18 protein-coding genes and 1 tRNA gene are annotated in these 18603 nt (G+C 53.0%); 12 read left to right on the forward strand and 7 right to left on the reverse strand.

What is annotated here, in order from left to right:
• Positions 1–148: 148 nt before the first annotated feature.
• The 10 genes from HSEST_RS00635 to HSEST_RS00680 all read left to right on the forward strand — a co-directional run bounded on the left by HSEST_RS00635 (position 149) and on the right by HSEST_RS00680 (position 8815).
• Positions 149–673 (forward strand): amino acid-binding protein, encoded by a 525-nt coding sequence (locus HSEST_RS00635; RefSeq protein ID WP_229121639.1) that lies wholly within the window; start codon positions 149–151, stop codon positions 671–673.
• Positions 673–1629, forward strand: coding sequence for a homoserine dehydrogenase (locus tag HSEST_RS00640; RefSeq protein WP_229121640.1), 957 nt, complete (start codon positions 673–675; stop codon positions 1627–1629). Before HSEST_RS00635 ends, HSEST_RS00640 begins: the two co-directional genes overlap by 1 nt.
• A 101-nt stretch (positions 1630–1730) precedes the next feature.
• Entirely contained in the window at positions 1731–2258 is a 528-nt protein-coding gene (locus HSEST_RS00645; protein ID WP_229121641.1) for an amino acid-binding protein, read from the forward strand.
• Positions 2258–3217 carry a homoserine dehydrogenase gene (locus HSEST_RS00650; RefSeq protein ID WP_229121642.1) on the forward strand — a complete coding sequence of 320 codons (960 nt, stop codon included), beginning with the start codon at positions 2258–2260 and terminating at the stop codon, positions 3215–3217. Before HSEST_RS00645 ends, HSEST_RS00650 begins: the two co-directional genes overlap by 1 nt.
• A gap of 114 nt (positions 3218–3331) precedes the next feature.
• Entirely contained in the window at positions 3332–4603 is a 1272-nt protein-coding gene (tuf, locus tag HSEST_RS00655) for a translation elongation factor EF-1 subunit alpha (RefSeq protein WP_229121643.1), read from the forward strand.
• A complete protein-coding gene (gene rpsJ, locus HSEST_RS00660; protein ID WP_229122957.1) occupies positions 4600–4911 on the forward strand; it encodes a 30S ribosomal protein S10 in 312 nt (103 codons plus the stop codon). Before tuf ends, rpsJ begins: the two co-directional genes overlap by 4 nt.
• A gap of 99 nt (positions 4912–5010) precedes the next feature.
• Positions 5011–5082, forward strand: a tRNA-Ala gene (locus HSEST_RS00665).
• Positions 5083–5814: 732 nt separating this feature from the next.
• Positions 5815–6249, forward strand: coding sequence for a type IV pilin (locus tag HSEST_RS00670; RefSeq protein WP_229121644.1), 435 nt, complete (start codon positions 5815–5817; stop codon positions 6247–6249).
• Positions 6250–6568: 319 nt separating this feature from the next.
• Complete coding sequence (locus HSEST_RS00675) at positions 6569–7435, forward strand: amidohydrolase family protein (RefSeq protein ID WP_229121645.1); 867 nt, start codon at positions 6569–6571, stop codon at positions 7433–7435.
• Positions 7436–7801: 366 nt separating this feature from the next.
• A complete protein-coding gene (locus tag HSEST_RS00680) occupies positions 7802–8815 on the forward strand; it encodes a tyrosine-type recombinase/integrase (protein ID WP_418886524.1) in 1014 nt (337 codons plus the stop codon).
• 533 nt (positions 8816–9348) lie between these two features.
• Here the strand turns inward: HSEST_RS00680 and HSEST_RS00685 are convergent.
• Complete coding sequence (locus tag HSEST_RS00685; protein WP_229121647.1) at positions 9349–10353, reverse strand: beta-ribofuranosylaminobenzene 5'-phosphate synthase family protein; 1005 nt, start codon at positions 10351–10353, stop codon at positions 9349–9351.
• Between HSEST_RS00685 and HSEST_RS00690 the strand changes: the two genes are divergently transcribed.
• On the forward strand, positions 10354–11112 hold the full coding sequence (locus HSEST_RS00690; RefSeq protein ID WP_229121648.1) for a non-canonical purine NTP pyrophosphatase: 759 nt from the start codon (positions 10354–10356) through the stop codon (positions 11110–11112).
• Positions 11109–11660, forward strand: coding sequence for an AAA family ATPase (locus HSEST_RS00695; protein WP_229121649.1), 552 nt, complete (start codon positions 11109–11111; stop codon positions 11658–11660). Before HSEST_RS00690 ends, HSEST_RS00695 begins: the two co-directional genes overlap by 4 nt.
• Here the strand turns inward: HSEST_RS00695 and HSEST_RS00700 are convergent.
• From HSEST_RS00700 to HSEST_RS00720, 6 genes are all read right to left on the reverse strand, one after another.
• Positions 11657–13444: an Eco57I restriction-modification methylase domain-containing protein gene (locus HSEST_RS00700; protein ID WP_229121650.1), complete on the reverse strand. Its 1788-nt coding sequence runs from the start codon at positions 13442–13444 to the stop codon at positions 11657–11659. The genes HSEST_RS00695 and HSEST_RS00700 overlap by 4 nt on opposite strands.
• 10 nt (positions 13445–13454) lie before the next feature.
• Entirely contained in the window at positions 13455–14180 is a 726-nt protein-coding gene (locus HSEST_RS00705; protein WP_229121651.1) for a hypothetical protein, read from the reverse strand.
• A 323-nt stretch (positions 14181–14503) separates the two neighbouring features.
• The gene (locus tag HSEST_RS00710) at positions 14504–15628 is read right to left on the reverse strand and encodes a tyrosine-type recombinase/integrase (protein ID WP_229121652.1); all 1125 of its coding nucleotides are present in this window, start codon (positions 15626–15628) and stop codon (positions 14504–14506) included.
• A 5-nt stretch (positions 15629–15633) separates the two neighbouring features.
• Positions 15634–16536, reverse strand: coding sequence for a hypothetical protein (locus tag HSEST_RS00715; RefSeq protein WP_229121653.1), 903 nt, complete (start codon positions 16534–16536; stop codon positions 15634–15636).
• A 198-nt stretch (positions 16537–16734) separates the two neighbouring features.
• A complete protein-coding gene (locus HSEST_RS14610) occupies positions 16735–17046 on the reverse strand; it encodes a HalOD1 output domain-containing protein (protein WP_418886525.1) in 312 nt (103 codons plus the stop codon).
• A gap of 187 nt (positions 17047–17233) precedes the next feature.
• Entirely contained in the window at positions 17234–18439 is a 1206-nt protein-coding gene (locus tag HSEST_RS00720) for a hypothetical protein (RefSeq protein WP_229121654.1), read from the reverse strand.
• Positions 18440–18603: the final 164 nt, after the last annotated feature.

Below are 18603 nucleotides of genomic sequence, written 5' to 3' on the forward strand. Positions count from 1 at the left end.
TTCAGTGGTGAAAGGCATTTATTTCACCGGTAAGTCACGAGGCCCCGAAGTCGCTGCTCTCCCAGCGCTGCAGAGACGAAATTGACTTACAACCGCCGCTATCACACGAAACCAGTATGAGCGTTTCCGATATCGGGGTGAGCGGTCGATGAGCGATTCGCGAACCCAGTCGTATACGGTTCGGCTGGAACTCGCCGACGAACCCGGCGAGCTACTGGCCGCGCTGGAACCGATCGCCGACAACGGCGGTAATCTATTGTCGATCTTCCACGAGCGCGGGAACGTCTCCCCGCGCGGCCGCATTCCGGTCGAGGTGGACCTGGAGGCGACGCCGGAGCGCTTCGAGACGATCGTCGAAGCGCTGCGCGAGGCCGGCGTCAACGTCGTCCAGGCGGGCCAGGAACGGTACAGCGAGGAACTGACGGTGGTTCTCGTGGGTCATCTCGTCGATACTGATCTTTCGGACACACTCTCGCAGCTACGGGATGAGAACGGTGCCGTTGCGGATGTGTCACTGTCCGCGCCGGAGGGCGCAGAGGGTGAATCGAGCGCCCGGGTTCGACTGAAGACCGATCAGGGGGCCGTCGAGGAGACGCTTCAGGCCGTCCGATCGGTCGCCGACCAGAAGGACTTGCGCGTGATCGAGCCGCTGGCAGCGGGAGGTGGTGTCTGATGCGTCTGGCGATCGTCGGGACCGGCACCGTCGGGAGTTCCGTCGCGGAACTCGCCGGAGAGTACGGACACACGGTGACCGCGATGGCGAACGTCGAGGCGGCGACGATCGACCCTGACGGGATCGACGTCGAAGCCGCGCTTGAGCGCCAGCACGAGGGTGAGCGCCACCTTGGCGAGGCCGACCCCGAGGATGCTCTCGACGCCGAATACGACGTGCTCGTGGAGGCGACGCCGGTCACGCTCGGCGACGCCCAGCCCGGGTTCGGCCACGTGACGGTCGCACTCGAACGGGACCGTCACGTCGTGCTGGCCAACAAGGGACCGGTCGCGGAACGCTACGGCGAGGTGATGGCCCTGGCCGAAGAGAGTGCTGGCGAGGTCCGGTTCGAGGCGACGGTCGGCGGCGCGATTCCGGTGCTGTCGACGATCGAAGACTACGGTCCGGGGACGATCACCGCGGCCCGGGGCGTGCTCAACGGGACCGCGAACTTCATCCTCTCACGGATGGCCAGTGCCGGGCTGGGCTACGAACACGTGCTGGCCGAGGCGCAGGATCTCGGCGTCGCGGAAACGGATCCCGCGTTCGACGTGGAAGGGACCGACGCGGCCCTGAAGTGTGTCATCCTGGCGAACGTCCTCACTGGGAGCGACCGCGAGTACACCCTCGAAGATGCGACCGTCGAGGGCATCAAAGACATTCCCGAGAGCGCGCTGGAGCTAGCCCAGGAAGACGGCCGAACGATCCGACTGATCGGCGAGGTCTCGGGCGGCGAGATCCGCGTCGGCCCGCGACTGGTGCCCGAACACAGTGAGCTCGCAGTCACCGGGACGACCAATATCGTCCAGCTGGAGACCGAAAACGCGGGGCGACTCAACCTCTCGGGTCGCGGCGCTGGCGGTCCGGAGACCGCGACAGCGATGCTGGCCGATGTCGGCCGACTCGACCCGCTGTAACGCCGATTGCGGCTCGCGCTGCCGCCCCGTCCCAACTTTCTTAGCACCGTCCGGCGTACGCCTGATACCATGAACCCGATCGCGAGCGCGGTGAGCGACCGATGAGCGAGACCCGAACCCAGGCGTACACGGTCCGGCTGGAACTGGATGACGAACCCGGCGAGCTGCTGGCCGCGCTGGAACCGATCGCCGACAACGGCGGTAATCTATTATCTATCTTTCACGAACGGGGCAACCTCACACCGCGGGGCCGCATCCCGGTCGAGGTGGATCTCGAGGCGACGCCCGAACGCTTCGAGACGATCGTCGAGGCACTGCGCGAAGCCGGCGTCAACGTCGTCCAGGCGGGCCAGGAACGGTACAGCGAGGAACTGACGGTAGTTCTCGTGGGTCACCTCGTTGATACTGACCTTTCGGATACGCTCTCACAATTGCGGGCGGAGACGGATAGCCGCGTCGCGGACCTGTCGCTGTCCGCCCCGCAAGGGGTCGACGACGAATCGAGCGCCCGGGTTCGACTGAAGACCGATCAGGGGGCCGTCGAGGAGACGCTTCAGGCCGTCCGATCGGTCGCCGATCAGAAAGACCTGCGCGTGATCGAACCGCTGGCGACCGGGGGTGGCGTCTGATGCGCCTCGCGATCGCAGGCGCGGGCGCAGTCGGGAGTTCCGTCGCGGAACTGGCCGGCGAATACGGACACACGGTGACCGCGATAACCGACTCGACGTCGGCCGCGACCGATCCCGACGGTCTCGATGTCGACGCTGTCCTCGAACGCAAGAACACTGAGGGGATCGTCGGGACGGCGGACCCAGTGGATGCCCTCGACGCCGACTACGACGTGCTCGTGGAAGCGACGCCGACGACGCTCGGCGACGCCCAGCCCGGGTTCGGCCACGTGACGGTCGCACTCGAACGGGACCGTCACGTCGTGCTGGCCAACAAGGGACCGGTCGCGGAACGCTACGGCGAGGTGATGGCCCTGGCCGAAGAGAGTGCTGGCGAGGTCCGGTTCGAGGCGACGGTCGGCGGCGCGATCCCGGTGCTGTCGACGATCGAGAACTACGGTCCGGGGACGATCACCGCGGCCCGGGGCGTGCTCAACGGGACCGCGAACTTCATCCTCTCGCGGATGGCCGGGGAGGGGCTGGATTACGAACACGTGCTGGCCGAGGCGCAGGATCTGGGTGTCGCGGAAGCCGATCCTGCCTTCGACGTGGAAGGCACCGACGCGGCGCTGAAATTCGTCATCCTGGCGAACGTCCTCGCGGCGGGCGACCGCGAGTACACCCTCGACGATGCGACCGTCGAGGGGATCGAGGCGATCCCGCCCAGTGCGCTGGAACTGGCCCGCGAAGACGGCCGGACCATTCGCCTGATCGGCGAGGTTTCGGGCGGCGAGATCCGTGTCGGACCACGGCTGGTGTCCGAACAGGCCGATCTCGCCCCGAGTGGCACCCGCAACATCGTTCAGCTGGAGACCGAAAACGCGGGACGGCTTAATCTCTCGGGCCGCGGCGCGGGCGGTCCGGAGACCGCGACGGCGGTACTGTCGGACGTTACGCAACTTGCCCCCCGCGCCCCGTGACAGCAGTTGCCAAAACGCAAGACGGCGACGGGACCGCTCCTGTGCCGTATCGAAACCGTTTTAATTGCTTCTGCCGAAGGTTTCCGATACAGCGCCTCTGCGCGTGAGATACCAATGAGCGACGACAAACCGCACCAGAACTTGGCCATCATCGGCCACGTTGACCACGGGAAGAGTACGATGGTTGGTCGGCTCCTGTACGAGACAGGATCCGTACCCGAGCACGTCATCGAACAGCACAAGGAAGAAGCAGAAGAGAAGGGCAAGGGCGGCTTCGAGTTCGCCTACGTCATGGACAACCTCGCCGAGGAGCGCGAGCGCGGGGTCACCATCGACATCGCCCACCAGGAGTTCGACACCGACGAGTACTACTTCACGATCGTCGACTGTCCGGGTCACCGCGACTTCGTGAAGAACATGATCACGGGCGCGAGCCAGGCCGACAACGCCGTGCTCGTGGTCGCCGCCGACGACGGCGTCCAGCCCCAGACTCAGGAGCACGTCTTCCTCTCGAAGACGCTGGGTATCGACGAGCTCATCGTCGCCGTGAACAAGATGGACCTCGTCGACTACAAGGAATCCTCCTACGACGAGGTCGTCGAAGAAGTCAAACAGCTCCTCAAGCAGGTCGCGTTCGACGCCGAGAAGGCGAAGTTCATCCCGACCTCCGCCTTCGAGGGCGACAACGTCTCCGAGACCTCGGACAACACGGACTGGTACGACGGCGAGACCCTGCTGGAGGCGCTCAACGCGCTGCCTGAGCCCCAGCCGCCGACGGACGCGCCGCTGCGACTGCCGATCCAGGACGTCTACACCATCTCCGGTATCGGGACCGTCCCCGTCGGACGGATCGAGACCGGGACGATGCAGCCCGGCGACAACGTTAGCTTCCAGCCCAGCGACGTCGGCGGCGAGGTCAAGACCGTCGAAATGCACCACGAGGAAGTCCCGAGCGCGGGCCCAGGTGACAACGTCGGGTTCAACGTTCGCGGCATCGGCAAGGACGACATCCGACGCGGTGACGTCTGTGGTCCGGCCGACGACCCGCCGACGGTCGCCGAGACCTTCCAGGCGCAGATTGTCGTCATGCAGCACCCGAGCGTGATCACTGCGGGTTACACGCCGGTCTTCCACGCCCACACCGCACAGGTCGCCTGTACGATCGAATCGATCGATCAGAAGATCGACCCCTCGTCCGGCGAGGTCGCCGAGGAGAACCCCGACTTCATCCAGTCGGGCGACGCGGCGGTCGTCACCGTCCGTCCGCAGAAACCGCTCAGCATCGAGCCGTCCAGCGAGATCCCCGAGCTCGGCTCCTTCGCCATCCGTGACATGGGTCAGACCATCGCGGCCGGCAAGGTCCTGAGCGTCGACGAGCGCGAATAATGCAGCAAGCACGCGTTCGGCTCGCGGGCACCAGTCCGGACGATCTGGACGACATCTGCGACGACGTCCGCGAGATCGCGAACAAGACCGGCGTCAAACTCAGCGGTCCCGTTCCGCTGCCGACCAAGACGCTGGAAGTGCCGGCCCGGAAGTCCCCTGACGGAGAGGGGACGGCCACCTGGGAGCACTGGGAGATGCGCGTCCACAAGCGGCTGATCGACATCGACGCCGACGAACGGGCGCTGCGCCAGCTGATGCGCATCCAGGTCCCCAACGACGTCTCCATCGAGATCGTCCTCGAGGACTGATCCGCGTCGACGGTTCACGCCTGGCACTGCCCGATCAGGGTCTCACGCGCAGGGGAATCGCATCATTCAAACACCTGCGCTTCGTGGGACGATATACGCGGGCCGGTAGATCAGTGGCAGATCGCTTCCTTCGCAAGGAAGAGGCCCGGGGTTCAAATCCCCGCCGGTCCACTCACCCTTTCGCTTCTCCTCGAATAAACGGTAATAGCGGCACAAGAGATCCGCCAGCACCGATCTTCTCTGGAGTCGAAATCGGGGTATCCGGGCCACGGCCCAAATCGATGCATTCGCATAGCCGTGTGCATCTCTTGGCGGTTTGCTTGCTGCTGTCTGCTTTGCGTCTGCGGGCATCGCCGGTTCACGTTCATTCGCTGCTTTTCGTCCCGGCAACTGGCCCCGGGTACTGTCGTATTGCCACGCTCACGCCGGACTCGCGCCCGGAGTACTGCACTCGCTCGCGAGCGCCCGGCTGCACGTCCGGGAGGATCACCCGCGTGACACGGAGTCCAGTTCTGTCGTCGCAGCTGAACGGCGGCAGATGTGTTTCGCGCAATCACTGGGCTCCAAACGGACTGGCAGCCGGTCGCCCCGTCCGCTGGAAACACTCTGCCGAAGTGTTTCTCGATATCCTGTCGTCGGGAACCTGCCAGTTACCCGGACGTCGAATTTCATTTCCGAGAATCAAAGCTCTCGAAACAGGTCAAATTCCACTCTGAGTGCTATTAAAACCACAAGAGGGCAATTCTTTCTATCTCGCTCATGAACAGCAACGCTGCACATACGCAGTCAATTTCATTTCTGAGAATCATCTTCTCGCTGCGAAAGTGGGAAATCGTCCGTAGTTTTTATGCTCCGTCCAGTGAACACCACTGACCACGCACGCTGACGCGTGCGGGACCAACAATGGACATCAAGAAATTCTTCACAGACGACGACGCCGTGAGTCCGGTTATCGGCGTGATCCTCATGGTCGCGATCACGGTGATTCTCGCGGCCGTCATCGCATCGTTCGTGCTCGGACTGGGCGACTCGACGAACACGACGCCGACCGCCGACTTCGATTTTGAATATAATAACAGTGGTGCAAACGAAGTGGTCATCACGCACAATACGGGTGACACAATCGACGCAGACCGCGTGACGGTCAAAGTGGATGGCACCGAAGTCGGCAGTGGTGGTTACAATTTCTCCTCAGGCAGTGGCTTCTCAGGTGATATCTCCTCCGGATCTTCAGTTAACGTAACAGGATTTTCCGGAGGAGAGCAAGTCACCGTCACGTGGAACTCTGAAGATCAGGAATCCTCGTCGACGCTCGGCGAGTACACAGTCCCGAACTAACGACCTCTAACATCCACCCCAACTTGGGTGGTCTACTCGTGACAACTCCCGATAGAGATATCCATATCAAATGGGGTTTCTCACATCGAGATCGTTCCGACGATCCTCCGGCGCTACTTCAGCGTGGGGTCCGTTCGCTGTAGCACTTTCTCACCCGTGCGGACGATCATCTGTGTCACTCTTACTCCGGGATGGAACGCTAACTCGATGAATACGGTTCATCGCTCAGTTGTTTCTACCAATTCGCAACCCCCGATACGCTAATTGTGAAAGAGGATCCTGCCACAGCTATACAAACCTGACCACCTACTGCAGTCGTATGCGCCTGGTCGATACACACACGCACGCTTGGGGGCCCGATACAGCCGACTTGCCCTGGCACAGTGCCGATCTCCCGCCGGAGTGGTCCGGCCCGTATCCCCACGCGGATCTCGTCGCCGACATGGATGCGGCCGAAGTCGACGAAGCGGTGTTGCAGCCGACGACGATCTACGGCCGCGACGAACGAGCCAACGAGTACACGCTCCGGACGATCGAGGCTCATCCCGAACGCCTGTGGGGCGTGGGTGTCATGGAGTATTTCCAGGACGAACCCGATCTCCGACAGGCTGTTCGCCGCGTGATCGGTCACGAACGGATGCTCGGGATTCGGTTCCACGCCGCCTTCGAGTACGGGGAGACGCCCGGTGAGATGGATCGACAGGCGGACTGGATCGCCGACGATGCGCTCGATCCGCTGTACGACGAGCTCGCCACGCAGGATGCGGCCGTGTTCGTCCTCGCGAAACCCGGGCAGTACTCTCTGCTCGCTGCGCTCGCAGCGGCCAATCCCGATGTCACGTTTGTCCTCGAACATATGGGCTGGCCTGACGAGGGGATGAGCCCCGACGAAGAGCCCTGGACCGATATCGAGACGCTGGCGGAGCGTGAGAACGTCTACGTCAAGGTAAGCTCGATTCCGAGGGCGTCGGGAGATGCCTGGCCTTACGAGGCTGCCGGGCTGTTTGTCCGGAAACTCCTGTCGTGGTTCGGTCCCGAGCGCCTCATGATCGGCTCGGATTACCCCTGGCTGGACGACTGGGCGTCCTATCGAGCGTGTCTCTCCTGGCCGGAAGCCGCCGAGTACCTCTCCGCTCGGGATCTGTCGTGGCTCTCCTATCGGACGTTCGAGACGCTTCGGGAGTGACACTGGCACCGCTCCCTACCGACTACCTGCGTTTTCTCGCCCCTCTCTTAGAATCGAATACCGGTTCTTCAGCTACTAAAGGGGTTATTATCGGCCGAATTTGATCGGCTCATAATCGGACAGAATTGTGATGGGCCCTGCCGGATTGTGAACCTCGCCGACGGCTCGCGGACGCTCGCCGCCGTCTGGTTCAAATCCTCGGGCAACACGATTCGCTCCTCACGTCCGTTCGTCGCAGAATCATGGGCCCTGCCGGGGAACATCCGCAGGATGCATGGCTATGAGCTAGCTATTCAGCCGCGTATCAGGTGCTGAGACGGCCGGTGAGAGAGAGCCCCTGTTTTCGAGCCTTCGGGAGACCGTAGAATGACAGACGAACTCGAACCACTGGCACCCAGCACAGGCAAGCAAATGTATCTCGACGAACGCCGCCACGAACTCACTGAGGCGACTATCCAGTCGCACGGCTATCGTCTCAAGCAGTTCGTGTTGTGGTGCGAGGATGATGGCATCGACAATCTGAACAACCTCTCCGGGCGCGACATCCACCGGTTTCGGGTCAAGCGCCGCGAAGAAGACGGCCTAGCGACGGCCAGTATGAAAGGTCAACTGGCGACGTTACGGATGTTCTTGCGATTCTGCGCGAGCATCGACGCGGTTACCCCGGGTCTCGACGAGAAGATCATCCTCCCGACGACCACCGCTGAGGATGCACGTGATGAGTTGATCACAGCTGACCGAGCTAATGAGATTCTCGACCATCTCCAACAGTATCGATACGCGACCTTGGAGCACGCGCTACTCGAAGTCCTGTGGCACACTGGACTGCGGGTCGGTGCTGCAACCGGGCTGGACGTATCTGACTACGACTCCGACGAACGATCTTTGGAGCTGAGTCACCGGCCAGATACCGGGACGACGCTGAAGAATCAGGGGAGTGGTGAACGCTTCGTGGCGCTGAGCGAGCGCGTCTGCGACGTCCTCGACGATTGGATCTCTGTGAATCATCCTGGCGCTGAGGACGATTACGGCCGCGATCCACTCTTTGCCACCCAGCGCTCACGACTGAGCAGGAATCGGGCCAGGTCGATCGCCTACCAGTACACACGACCCTGCGTATACAGCGATAGATGTCCGCACGACCGTGAGATCGAGGAGTGTGAAGCACGGCCAACCTCGCAGGCACACTCGTGTCCCTCAGCGCTGAGCCCCCATCCCTTTCGCCGCGGGGCGATAACCTACCATCTTCAAGAAGACACGCCGGAACCGGTCGTCCGTGACCGGATGGATGTTAGTATGGACGTGATCGACCGGCATTACGACCAACGGGCACCACAAGAGAAGTTGAGACAGCGGCGACAGTACCTGCCTGATCAATAGCTCAGGCCCGTTAGAAAGGATTGAGTGCTGAACTGGTGACCGTGTTGGAAATCCTCATCCAGTAACCGTTTTGGAAAGTCTTGATACAGGGCGCGTACCGGCCAATAAATTTAGTGAATGGAAAGTTGTGGAATTAACTGAGGGAGTTATTGGAGTGGTCTGCATAACATTTGAGCGTTCAATCAGGCTCCTGGGGCCATAGAGGCTACAAAATCGCTGGACGCGGACGTAGCTGGTTCGACTTGATGATCAGTGAACGTGCAAAGGTGGCGCTGACCACTCGAATAGCTCCCTCACCTGTATTCCGACCAAGGACCGATGAAGTGACTAGCATAGCGCGATCAGACATCTCGTGTCCAAATTTCGGATTTATTATATATTTGCTCTTGCGTAGCACATTGTTGATTACTTGCTGTCGTGCGATTCCTGTCTCCACTCCTGAAACTCTATCGGACCATAGAGATGTTCAACCCAGGGCCCGTCGGCTACCGCTACATGCAGTGACGGTATCAACCATCTTCTTCACAAGAACATTATCGATCTGTGAATTCTGCGCCAGTGGTCGAAGCTTCTGTGTCTATACTTTTCACCCCATCATACTCTATATCTATTGGATCTGGGGATATCACAAAAACAGCTGGTCCTAATGACGACATGCCAGCAGCGTATCCCATTTCTTGCAACTCATTAACTAAAGATAGTGAATCTGGTTGTCTCTTTATCTCTCTTTTTTTGAAACCAATGAACTGCATCGAATTTATTGCTTCTCGAAACAATATATAATCACCCTGTGCGATACTCGGAATCAATTTCATTAGTATTATATGTGAAAGTTTCTGCACCTCATCTATAGGAATAGGACATCCTTCTTCAAATACTGTGAGTTCGTCAGAACCATGAGCACCAACTGAATCTGGAAGGAATATCTTGATATGCCAATCTGGAAACTCTAACCTGGATAATACTGGTGGCGGTGGCACATCAGATGCTGCTGAGGGTAAGAATCCGCTCTTACTATCTAAACTATGACCTCCATCCAAAATGAATCCCCCTTCAGAGAATACTGCTGTACCAATACCTGATGTGCCACCACGTCCTACAACTTCAGCCATAGTCCTCGTAGACAATTTTTTGTCGTTGATCTCCGCTACAGCAAATCCTACGGCCAGAGAAAGTTGAGTCCCCCATCCCAGTCCTCTATGTGGCGGAATAGTTTGTCGTATTGTTATTTTAACTGGATCTAAACCGTATTCTTGAATAACCGCAGTTGCTGCTGTCTTCGCTCGCTCTCGCTTAGGCCCCTGTACTTGGAGAATATCGGATTCCTCAGCTTCTATCACAATACCAGGATATTTTAAACCGAGGCCTATCCCGCCATCCACACGGTTCGATTCACGGCTTAGATCAATTAACCCGAAGTGTAATCTGCATCCGGTTTCTATTTTCATGGCAAGTGACTTGACACGCTCCACAAAACGAGGGGAGAAATAATATATGTACTGCCCTGAAAGTGTGAGGCGTAAGAACCACATCCACATATGATTGATGATAATATACCTCTGCTATTGATAACTACTAGTAGTAGAAAGTTCGACCACTTGCGGTATTTATCTCACCATAACAATTTAACTCAAAATCATAATGTCGTGTTAGCGCAGGTTCCTTGGGAATACCAAGAGATTCAATCGGACAATATGGATCTGTTGTTATCTGAAGCTATCCAAAGAAAGATATTTGATGATATAAGAAATACCTTCTTTATGATTGAACAAACTTCGGTGTTCTTTGATGCGATGGATAGCAGGGGCCCTGGTCAATATTTCAAAAAGTGGTGGGACACTAAATCAGATGAGGATTTAAAATTGAAGTTCAGTCGAAATCCCGGCGCCACTATTGAGTCAGGATTAGCTCTTAATATTCCAGACCATGATCCTCTCATATTCACTAATACGCAGAAGGGGAAAATAAATATGGACGGGGAGATTAGAGAAGAGAATAAAAAGTACTCCTGGTTAAGTTCAGATGACTTTAATTTGTATTTCACTCCAAAAGGGTCTACAAAAGTTTATAACGAAATGAATATCAGTGAGTTTTTAGAATATGACTTTCGAAAACCGAATTTTGATCGAATCTGTGAACGGATTGGCGAGTATTCCTCTATAATAAGAAATAAAATCACTCCTGATAGTATACGTACTGTAGTGGAGTCCAATATTGAGAACGTCATATACAAAGATACCGACTCTTTCGGGGAATCTACTGGCGATCCTAAACAATCCAGCTTGAGTGATTTATGAGTAGATTGATTTTGTGTATAGTTGGACCCTCTTGTGCAGGAAAGACCACGAGTGCTGAATACATACAAGAAAGACGTGATACAGATCACTTTGAGGCAAGTGAGTTCGTCAAAAGCCGATATTCTAACTCTACTTTTTCTGGTTCTTTAATGGAGTTTGTAAAAACGGAGTTTGACAGGGAGGGCAAGGAGACCTTTGCTAGGCCCGTATGTGGGGAAATATCTGAGGCTGATGAAAGTGAGGCGATTATTTCGGGCTTCCGGACGAAACAGGAGGTGGACTTCATTAAGAAAAAGTTTTCTGATGTTCTTGTAGTTGGATTATATGCAAATAGTCTACTACGGTACCAACGAAAACTAAGACGGGATAATCCCGAATCAGAATACGAATATCAAGATTTCCTACAAAAAGACTTCATAGAATACAATTTTGGGATTATGGAAATGTTCGACAGTGAAGAAGACATTTTAATCGTGAACGAGGGAACACTCGATAATCTATATACTACGATAGATGAACAGATTCTAAGTAAAATAGATTCGAATTAGTTTATAAATGACTCTATTTGTTCGACTTCCTCACCATTCAAGCCCAGTATCTCATACATGATTGAGTTTACTTTTTCCCATCGCTTGTTGTCGTAGTTGTCTGCCAATTCGTCTGCTACGCTCGGATCAATTTCCGTTGGCAATATAACTTGTAAGTCAACTAGGTCTCTCTTCATTTGTCGCCAGAAACCAGAGTCCATTTCAGGCAGAGATGATTTCAGTATGAACTCAAATACACTACTATTTAATATGGCAGCCAAAGTCTTCAGATCACCATCATAGAAGATAGAGTAACAGGTGTTATGTGAGATCATCCTTTCTGCCACTGCAAATCGTGAGTGTGAAGTCAGATCAGGAGTGACAATTCTCCTTTCTGTTTCGAGGTTTGTTTTAATAGTATCGTGAGTTTCATACCACAACTTGCCTTTTTCTCTAACACAATACCTATCTTGGAGATCAGGACGATGATATTCCAAATATTCCTTTACCTGAGGATAGTCGTCTAAATCTATGACCTCACCATTGCTATTATATGGGTTAAAGATATACAAATCTTGATTTATTTCGCCCTTTCTGATATTCTTTCCTCTAATTAGTGGATAAACCACCTGATTAGACATTCTTTGAGCATCAGATTCATTTAGAATGAAAATATCATCGGCACCTGTAGCTATGCCCGCTCTGATTTGGATCCCCGTCTGTTTAATACGGGTCAAGTCCTTTCCTATCCGAGATCTCAGTTTCTGAATCTCTGGAGGCATAAATTGCCAGCTGTCTTCGCCAAGTTGGCTCTGTTCAATTTGAGCACAGTCACTGAATTCAGAGCGTCCTTGATCAGTATTGAGAGAACGTCGTAAATCGTTTAGTCGTTCACTTGTAGTTTCGCAGTAAGTTAGGTAATTGTTTTTCTGATAGTTGGGGAAGGAAGTGTCCTGTTTTTGTAGAATTGTTATACAGGGATATGCATTGACAACGGGGAACGGATCATTCTCTATTTTGACTATTTGATCTATATATGTCCTATTAGTAATTATCTCCCTAAGATTTTTACCATAATCTGATTGGTGGAACCTATCTGGCGTTACGAAGCCAAGGCTGCCACCTCTATCCAAGAGTTCAATAGCTCTTTCAAAGAAAAGTAGATAGATATCGTATTTTCCAATAGCAGAGTCATATTTTTCTCTGTAAATTTTGTCCTCTTCAGAGGAGATTTCATCATGTCTTATATATGGGGGATTCCCAACGATAATATCAAATTTGTCAGAGGCAATCTCTGTCCTCTTATTCAGAGAGTTGGTATGATAAACCGGTAGTGTTGAAATCGGATTTCTTGCGTCTGCTGATCTGATTTCTCTTTTCAGGGTGTCGAGAATTAGTTGGGAAGTTCGCCAAACTGCGAGTGAATTAATATCGTACCCGTATATATTGTTTTTAACTGTTGAAATGATCTGGCGGGCTCCCTCCGGACTATCTGGATCATAGCCTATCTTAATCAACCGGTTACGAAGCCTCCTGACTATTTCTTTTATAAAAGAACCGGTCCCGCAGGATAGGTCTGCAATCTTCACATGTTCAATTTCATTTTCAGCAGTATAGTCTACCGAATCCAGTATAAACTCAACAAGTGATTTCGGCGTGTATACATCTCCAACTCCTGAGATCGGGGTACCTTGGTAACCATCGATTTTTTCTATCTCAGAAGAGTCGTCCAAGATATCCGTAAGGAGGTCGTCACTAACAGAGAATGGCTGTAGTTGATCCGGATAATTCAATTCTTCTCTCATTTATTTCATATTAGTCGTTTTCGATAGATGGTTGTCGCCCGTCTTGCCACAGAGACTCGAAGTGCTGAGTGTAACTATCAACTAAGTCTCCGTCTGTTCGACCTAAAAAGGTTAGTGTGCTTCTGCTTGGTTCGCTTATAAAGTAGGGGCCAACAAAGGCTTTTGAATCGATCCTAAAGTAGTTTGCCGGCATAGCGTCGTAGTACCTGACTTCCAAAGTCTCAATTTCACGTTCATACAATCGCTGTGCGGATTCTCTTATTGTCGCCTGTAGATCGCCTCGCTCCTGATCTTCCTCACCATACCACTCACAGATGTCTGACTCAGGGTCTAACAATAGTAAACGAATCTCAACATCTAGTTGCCCAAGGCGATTCAAAATATCGCCTAGATCATTTTGAAATCTAGTCAAAGAAATAGCCTGTATATGTAACTTATCGTCACATTGCCGCATTAGCTGTTCGTACTGTTCTTTTTCTGCTCTTCCTCTCCCGCTCTGGATATCCAATACACCCCACCGGTCCACCAATTCATCAATGAAATCTTTTTCTTTATCAGACACATACATTTTATAGTCAATTGTTCTAATAATCCCGCCCCCAACAATTGCTATTCCTAATCCAGAAATTGGAGATTGCGGACCAATAAAGTACCAAATAACCACTCCAAATAAAATTATTGATGAGTTAGTTATTATAAATCTGCGCTTGGCTCTTTCCATCTGTTCTATATACATTACTTGTTAACCAAAAGAGGGAGATTCAAAAATCCAGCCATTTACCACTCGGTCGTCACATGCAGTACTTCCTGACCGACGTAATCGGTGGAATTGGATCGCAGAATTGGCCCGAGAAAGTATGTGGATATAGATGTGTACAACCCCAGATGGCGATCGCCGCCCGTCCATAGCGGGCGAGACCTATTAGGATTCAGTTAGGAGTGAAATCAAGCTATATTTAGCAATTTTCCACGGCCATTTGTGGTAAAAACATGATCATATGATGATTGGGCCTGAGAAGATTCACAAACCCTGTTTATACGGTAATTCCCACCGTTGTCTTAGTCCCCCCAGCACTTTCTGACGGCCTCTGCACGGTCTTCCTTGCGCTGGTGCTTCGTCCGTGGGTCATAGTGTTTCTTGATCACAGACACACTGACATCGAAGCGCTGGCTAGCAAGGTCCTGCCGCAATCCTCCGCTGAGATGATTGACGATCGCCCCACGCCGAATCGCATGAGGATAGTACGACAGAGGGCAGACGTCCGCGTCGGGATCACAGCTTCCATCACAGTCCGGTTTTTCCGGTCCATCAGGCTGCCAACGGCAACTGGTTGCTTTGTAGAGCCATCGGCGTAGCGTGGCTTTGCAAGCCCGGCCGTACTCTGTGGCGAACAGTGGCTGTCGGCCGTACTCGTCGGTGACATCCGGTCGCTCGTATTTGATAAAGTGTTCGAGTGCCTCGACGACTTCGTCTCTAAGTTCGATGTACCGTTCCCCGTCTCCAGGGGTGTCGTCGTCTTCAGAGCCGTTCTTCAGTCGGGTACCTGTGTCGGGTCGGTGAGCGATCCAGAGTTCGTTCTCCTCTGGATAGAAGTCACAGAGGTCGAGCGAGTGCCCGTCACCGAGTCGGAGGCCCCCGTTCCAGAACAGCTCTGTTGTCGTGTGAATCGCTGTTCCATAACGTCGTGACCGAAGTTTTTCGAGGATTGCTGTCGCTTCGTCTGCGGGTAGTGCCTCATCTCGAGCGTTCGGTGAGAGCCCAAGTTCGTCTTTGGAGAGGATATTGTATACAGCCTCATCGCAGAGCTGGCGGTCGTTTAACCAGTTAAGCCAGGTCCGGACGTTCTTCGTATATGTGTATATCGTGGCATCAGCGCTGAACGAGGCCTCAAGTCCATCGACGAATTCGTCTACTAGCTCCGTCGTAATCTGACCGGGATGATCAACATTGTGGGTTTCGGCGAATGTGATGAAAACCGGGATCGTGCGCTTGTATTGAGCGCGTGTCGCCGAACTCCGTTGTTGGCGACGACGCAAGAATCGGTCGTATAGGTTGGACAACGTTGGTTGGTTCGAGTGACTGGAGTCTGTGGATGCCGTTTCGATTCCGAAGGCATCGAGTATCTCCTCGACAGCCTGAGAGTCATCAACCCCGGACAGTGCCTCAACCAACGCGTCGGACATGAATATCACTCAATAATGCTCGCCATAGCGTACTTCCACACGTTCTCAGGACTAAGGGATGTCATTGTAGTAGTCGGTTCACACTCTGTATTAGCAAATTGATCAGAAATCTTCTCGTCCCCTCTGCTAAGTGACCGACGAATTGTTGAGGGCGCTGCACGCCCATGTGATGTGGTGAATAGCGGGGGCTCTTGTTCAGTGACTGAGTCACGATGATGCTCAATGTACTCTTTCAGGACCTGCTTGAGTTGATCGGACACCACCACTGTCCGCGTGTCAACTAACCCTATGGCAGCCACGAGATGTGTATCTGGAATCCCGATCTTGACTTCCTCGTTGGCTATGTCCAAATCAGCGATATTCAGGTCCAGTATTGGTCCAGGACAACCTCTTGTTTCGAGGATAGTTTCCACGTATGCGTGCGTTCGAGTTCCGTAACAGCTGTGGCGAAGATAGTCAACGTAACACTCGATCTTTTTCTCAAGACACGTTGGTTGCTTCCAATTAGTGGCCTTCGCCTCTACTCCGTGGAATCTGCCGGTACCTTCGTCCATATTTTCTTTGATTGACAATACTATTTTTGCTGTCACGAGCCGCGGATCGTCTTGGTCCAGATAGGAAATAAAATTCGCAATCGTGTCTATATGTCCAGAAACGGTATCGGCACTTGTAGAGCGCGTCGAGATATGTACGATGTAGCTTGATGCAAGCTCTACCAGATTTTCAACAGCTGAATTCTCCTGTGTCCAATCGACAAAAGCATTGACACGGCTGTGATGGGCGTGAAAAGTGTTTTTTGGAGCAGTATTTGCAACCCTGCTTAGGTACTCCTCTGCTTCTTGTTGCAGGCACGTGTGCGAATTTCCTTTTAGACGTGATCTCTTCGGGGGTCTACCTTGCATTCCCACACTGGCCCAGAAATACCGAAACCTGAACAGTAACAGGTGAGAAGGGGGCTTTCACTTGGCTTTTATTAGGGTCTATTGGTTTGGTGAAGTTTGGTTTCCAACCAGTAGACTACACATCTAGGGTGTGATAAAACGATTCACAAGGTGTTTCTCGGAGCACTAACTCGATGAATCAGCCGTTAGAACGTATATGTGTCTTTATCGGGTATCATCATTCGTCCCTCGGGCAATTCGAGCATTCTGAAGCGGGCAAACGAAGATAGTCCTGTCTGAGTGAACGAGTACGCGCAATCCAGCGTAAGCAAAGGTCACCGTCACGTCATGGGCGGGATCGTCGGTTATGAGTTCCTCTAATCCATCAATGTTAATGGCATCCGAGAGTGGCGGGACTGTTTCGACCGGTGTCTCCAACACTTCAGACACAGCCTCTATAATCGGCGTCGTTATCTCGTTCGGAGGCCGAGTCATGAAGTCACGTACGGCTATATCACGCTTTGTAATGCGGACCATTTCAGAAATCACTCACAAGCGCCATTCTGTGGACTATGCTTACCACAGCGCAATTCTCGATAACAGGCCCATTACCCCTCGATCGTTGACCGGTACTCCAACTGTATCGAACGATCCGTGTGCTGGGCATGCCAACTGTTCTATGACACCTTCTACACATCATCTAGACGTAATGTAATTCCTGTTCTCAAAGGATTTCCACCAGTGGTTCTGCACCTTGTTGTATTAAATCCCACTCTCTTTGACTTATTTTTCTATCTTTTAGTTTATCATCTTCGGGATTAATGCCGTAATCGTGGAGCCACTCAATATTATCATTTTCTCTGAAATAACACAGCAGATCGCCGTAATCCGTTGTCACCCAATACTGTTCAGTATTGTCCCATTTGACAATTGGGGCATGCTCGTAGACTGCTGTAACAGACCGCGATCTGTTCTTTCCATCTTTTGCTAATTTGTTAAGAGTCTCTGTCACATTTCCCTTGAAACTCGACTTATACAGGTCAATAGCTATTTCTCCTGAGTTTCGTTGTGATTTATTCCAGACCGATATCAGTATCTCCTCCGCATCCACCCCCGGCGCTGACGCTTCCCGAAGACTGTCCCACTCAGTGTCCAACTTGGTTCGAACCTTCTGTGCTTGATCTAAGGAGGTGTTGTCTAGAAGACCCTCCACAACAGATCTTATTGACTGTCTTTTGCCAACGTCATTCTCGTACATGTAGCGTTGAGCACGTGAACTCACCAAGCCAGAGAGAAGGTCACTATACGCAAGATCAAACTCACTCAGTACATCCGTGAGAACGTTGTTTTCCTTCTCTTTCACCCCACTTTCAAATGAGATGAAATAGTTATAGTGGTCCCGTTTTCTATTTTCGAGCCCCTCAAAAATCGCCTCTAAGTTCTTCCTCTCATCCAATTCTTGGCCAGACTCAGTTGCGCTGTGTGCAAGTATAAAGCCCCAGATAAGATCCAATACCTCCTCTCTATTCTGTGCAAAGTCAGACATCATCGCAATGACTAATCCCAGGTCATAGCCGAGTTTCGTTTCAGGTTGATTGATCTCCTCTGTCGATAATGTGACCTTCTTTTCTGAGAGGTGTCGAGCGAACCCTTCCGTCTCCAATATGCTATTCCAGATTTCACCGGTAGCATGAACCTCTCCCTGGTAATGGAGGAGAGCAATGTCGTTTAGCAACCACTGAAACCGTTCATCAAGAGATTCAAGACCATCCTCAATTCGGTCTTCTAATTCACTTTTCTTGTATGTGCTTGTATCCTCAGTGAGAATATATCTAACATCTTTCGTACTCAGACAATTAGCTTTGTTCGCAGATCGCTGATCTGCCTGCCTGAGAATACTCTGGAGTATGTGGGTTTCAAATCCAGCCATGGCTGAGGAAACTGCTGAATGCCTTATAAACTCCGTTGTAAAGGGGTGTTCTCTCCACAGCAATACCGGAGTTATCATCTGAGCGGCAAGTGATGGTCTCCGAAGCAATACGACAACTTGCAGAACGGTTCACGACACGTGGTAAACTGAACAGTACCGGATCT

The sequence above is a fragment of the Halapricum desulfuricans genome, assembly GCF_017094465.1.
In the GTDB taxonomy this organism is placed as follows: Archaea; Halobacteriota; Halobacteria; order Halobacteriales; family Haloarculaceae; genus Halapricum.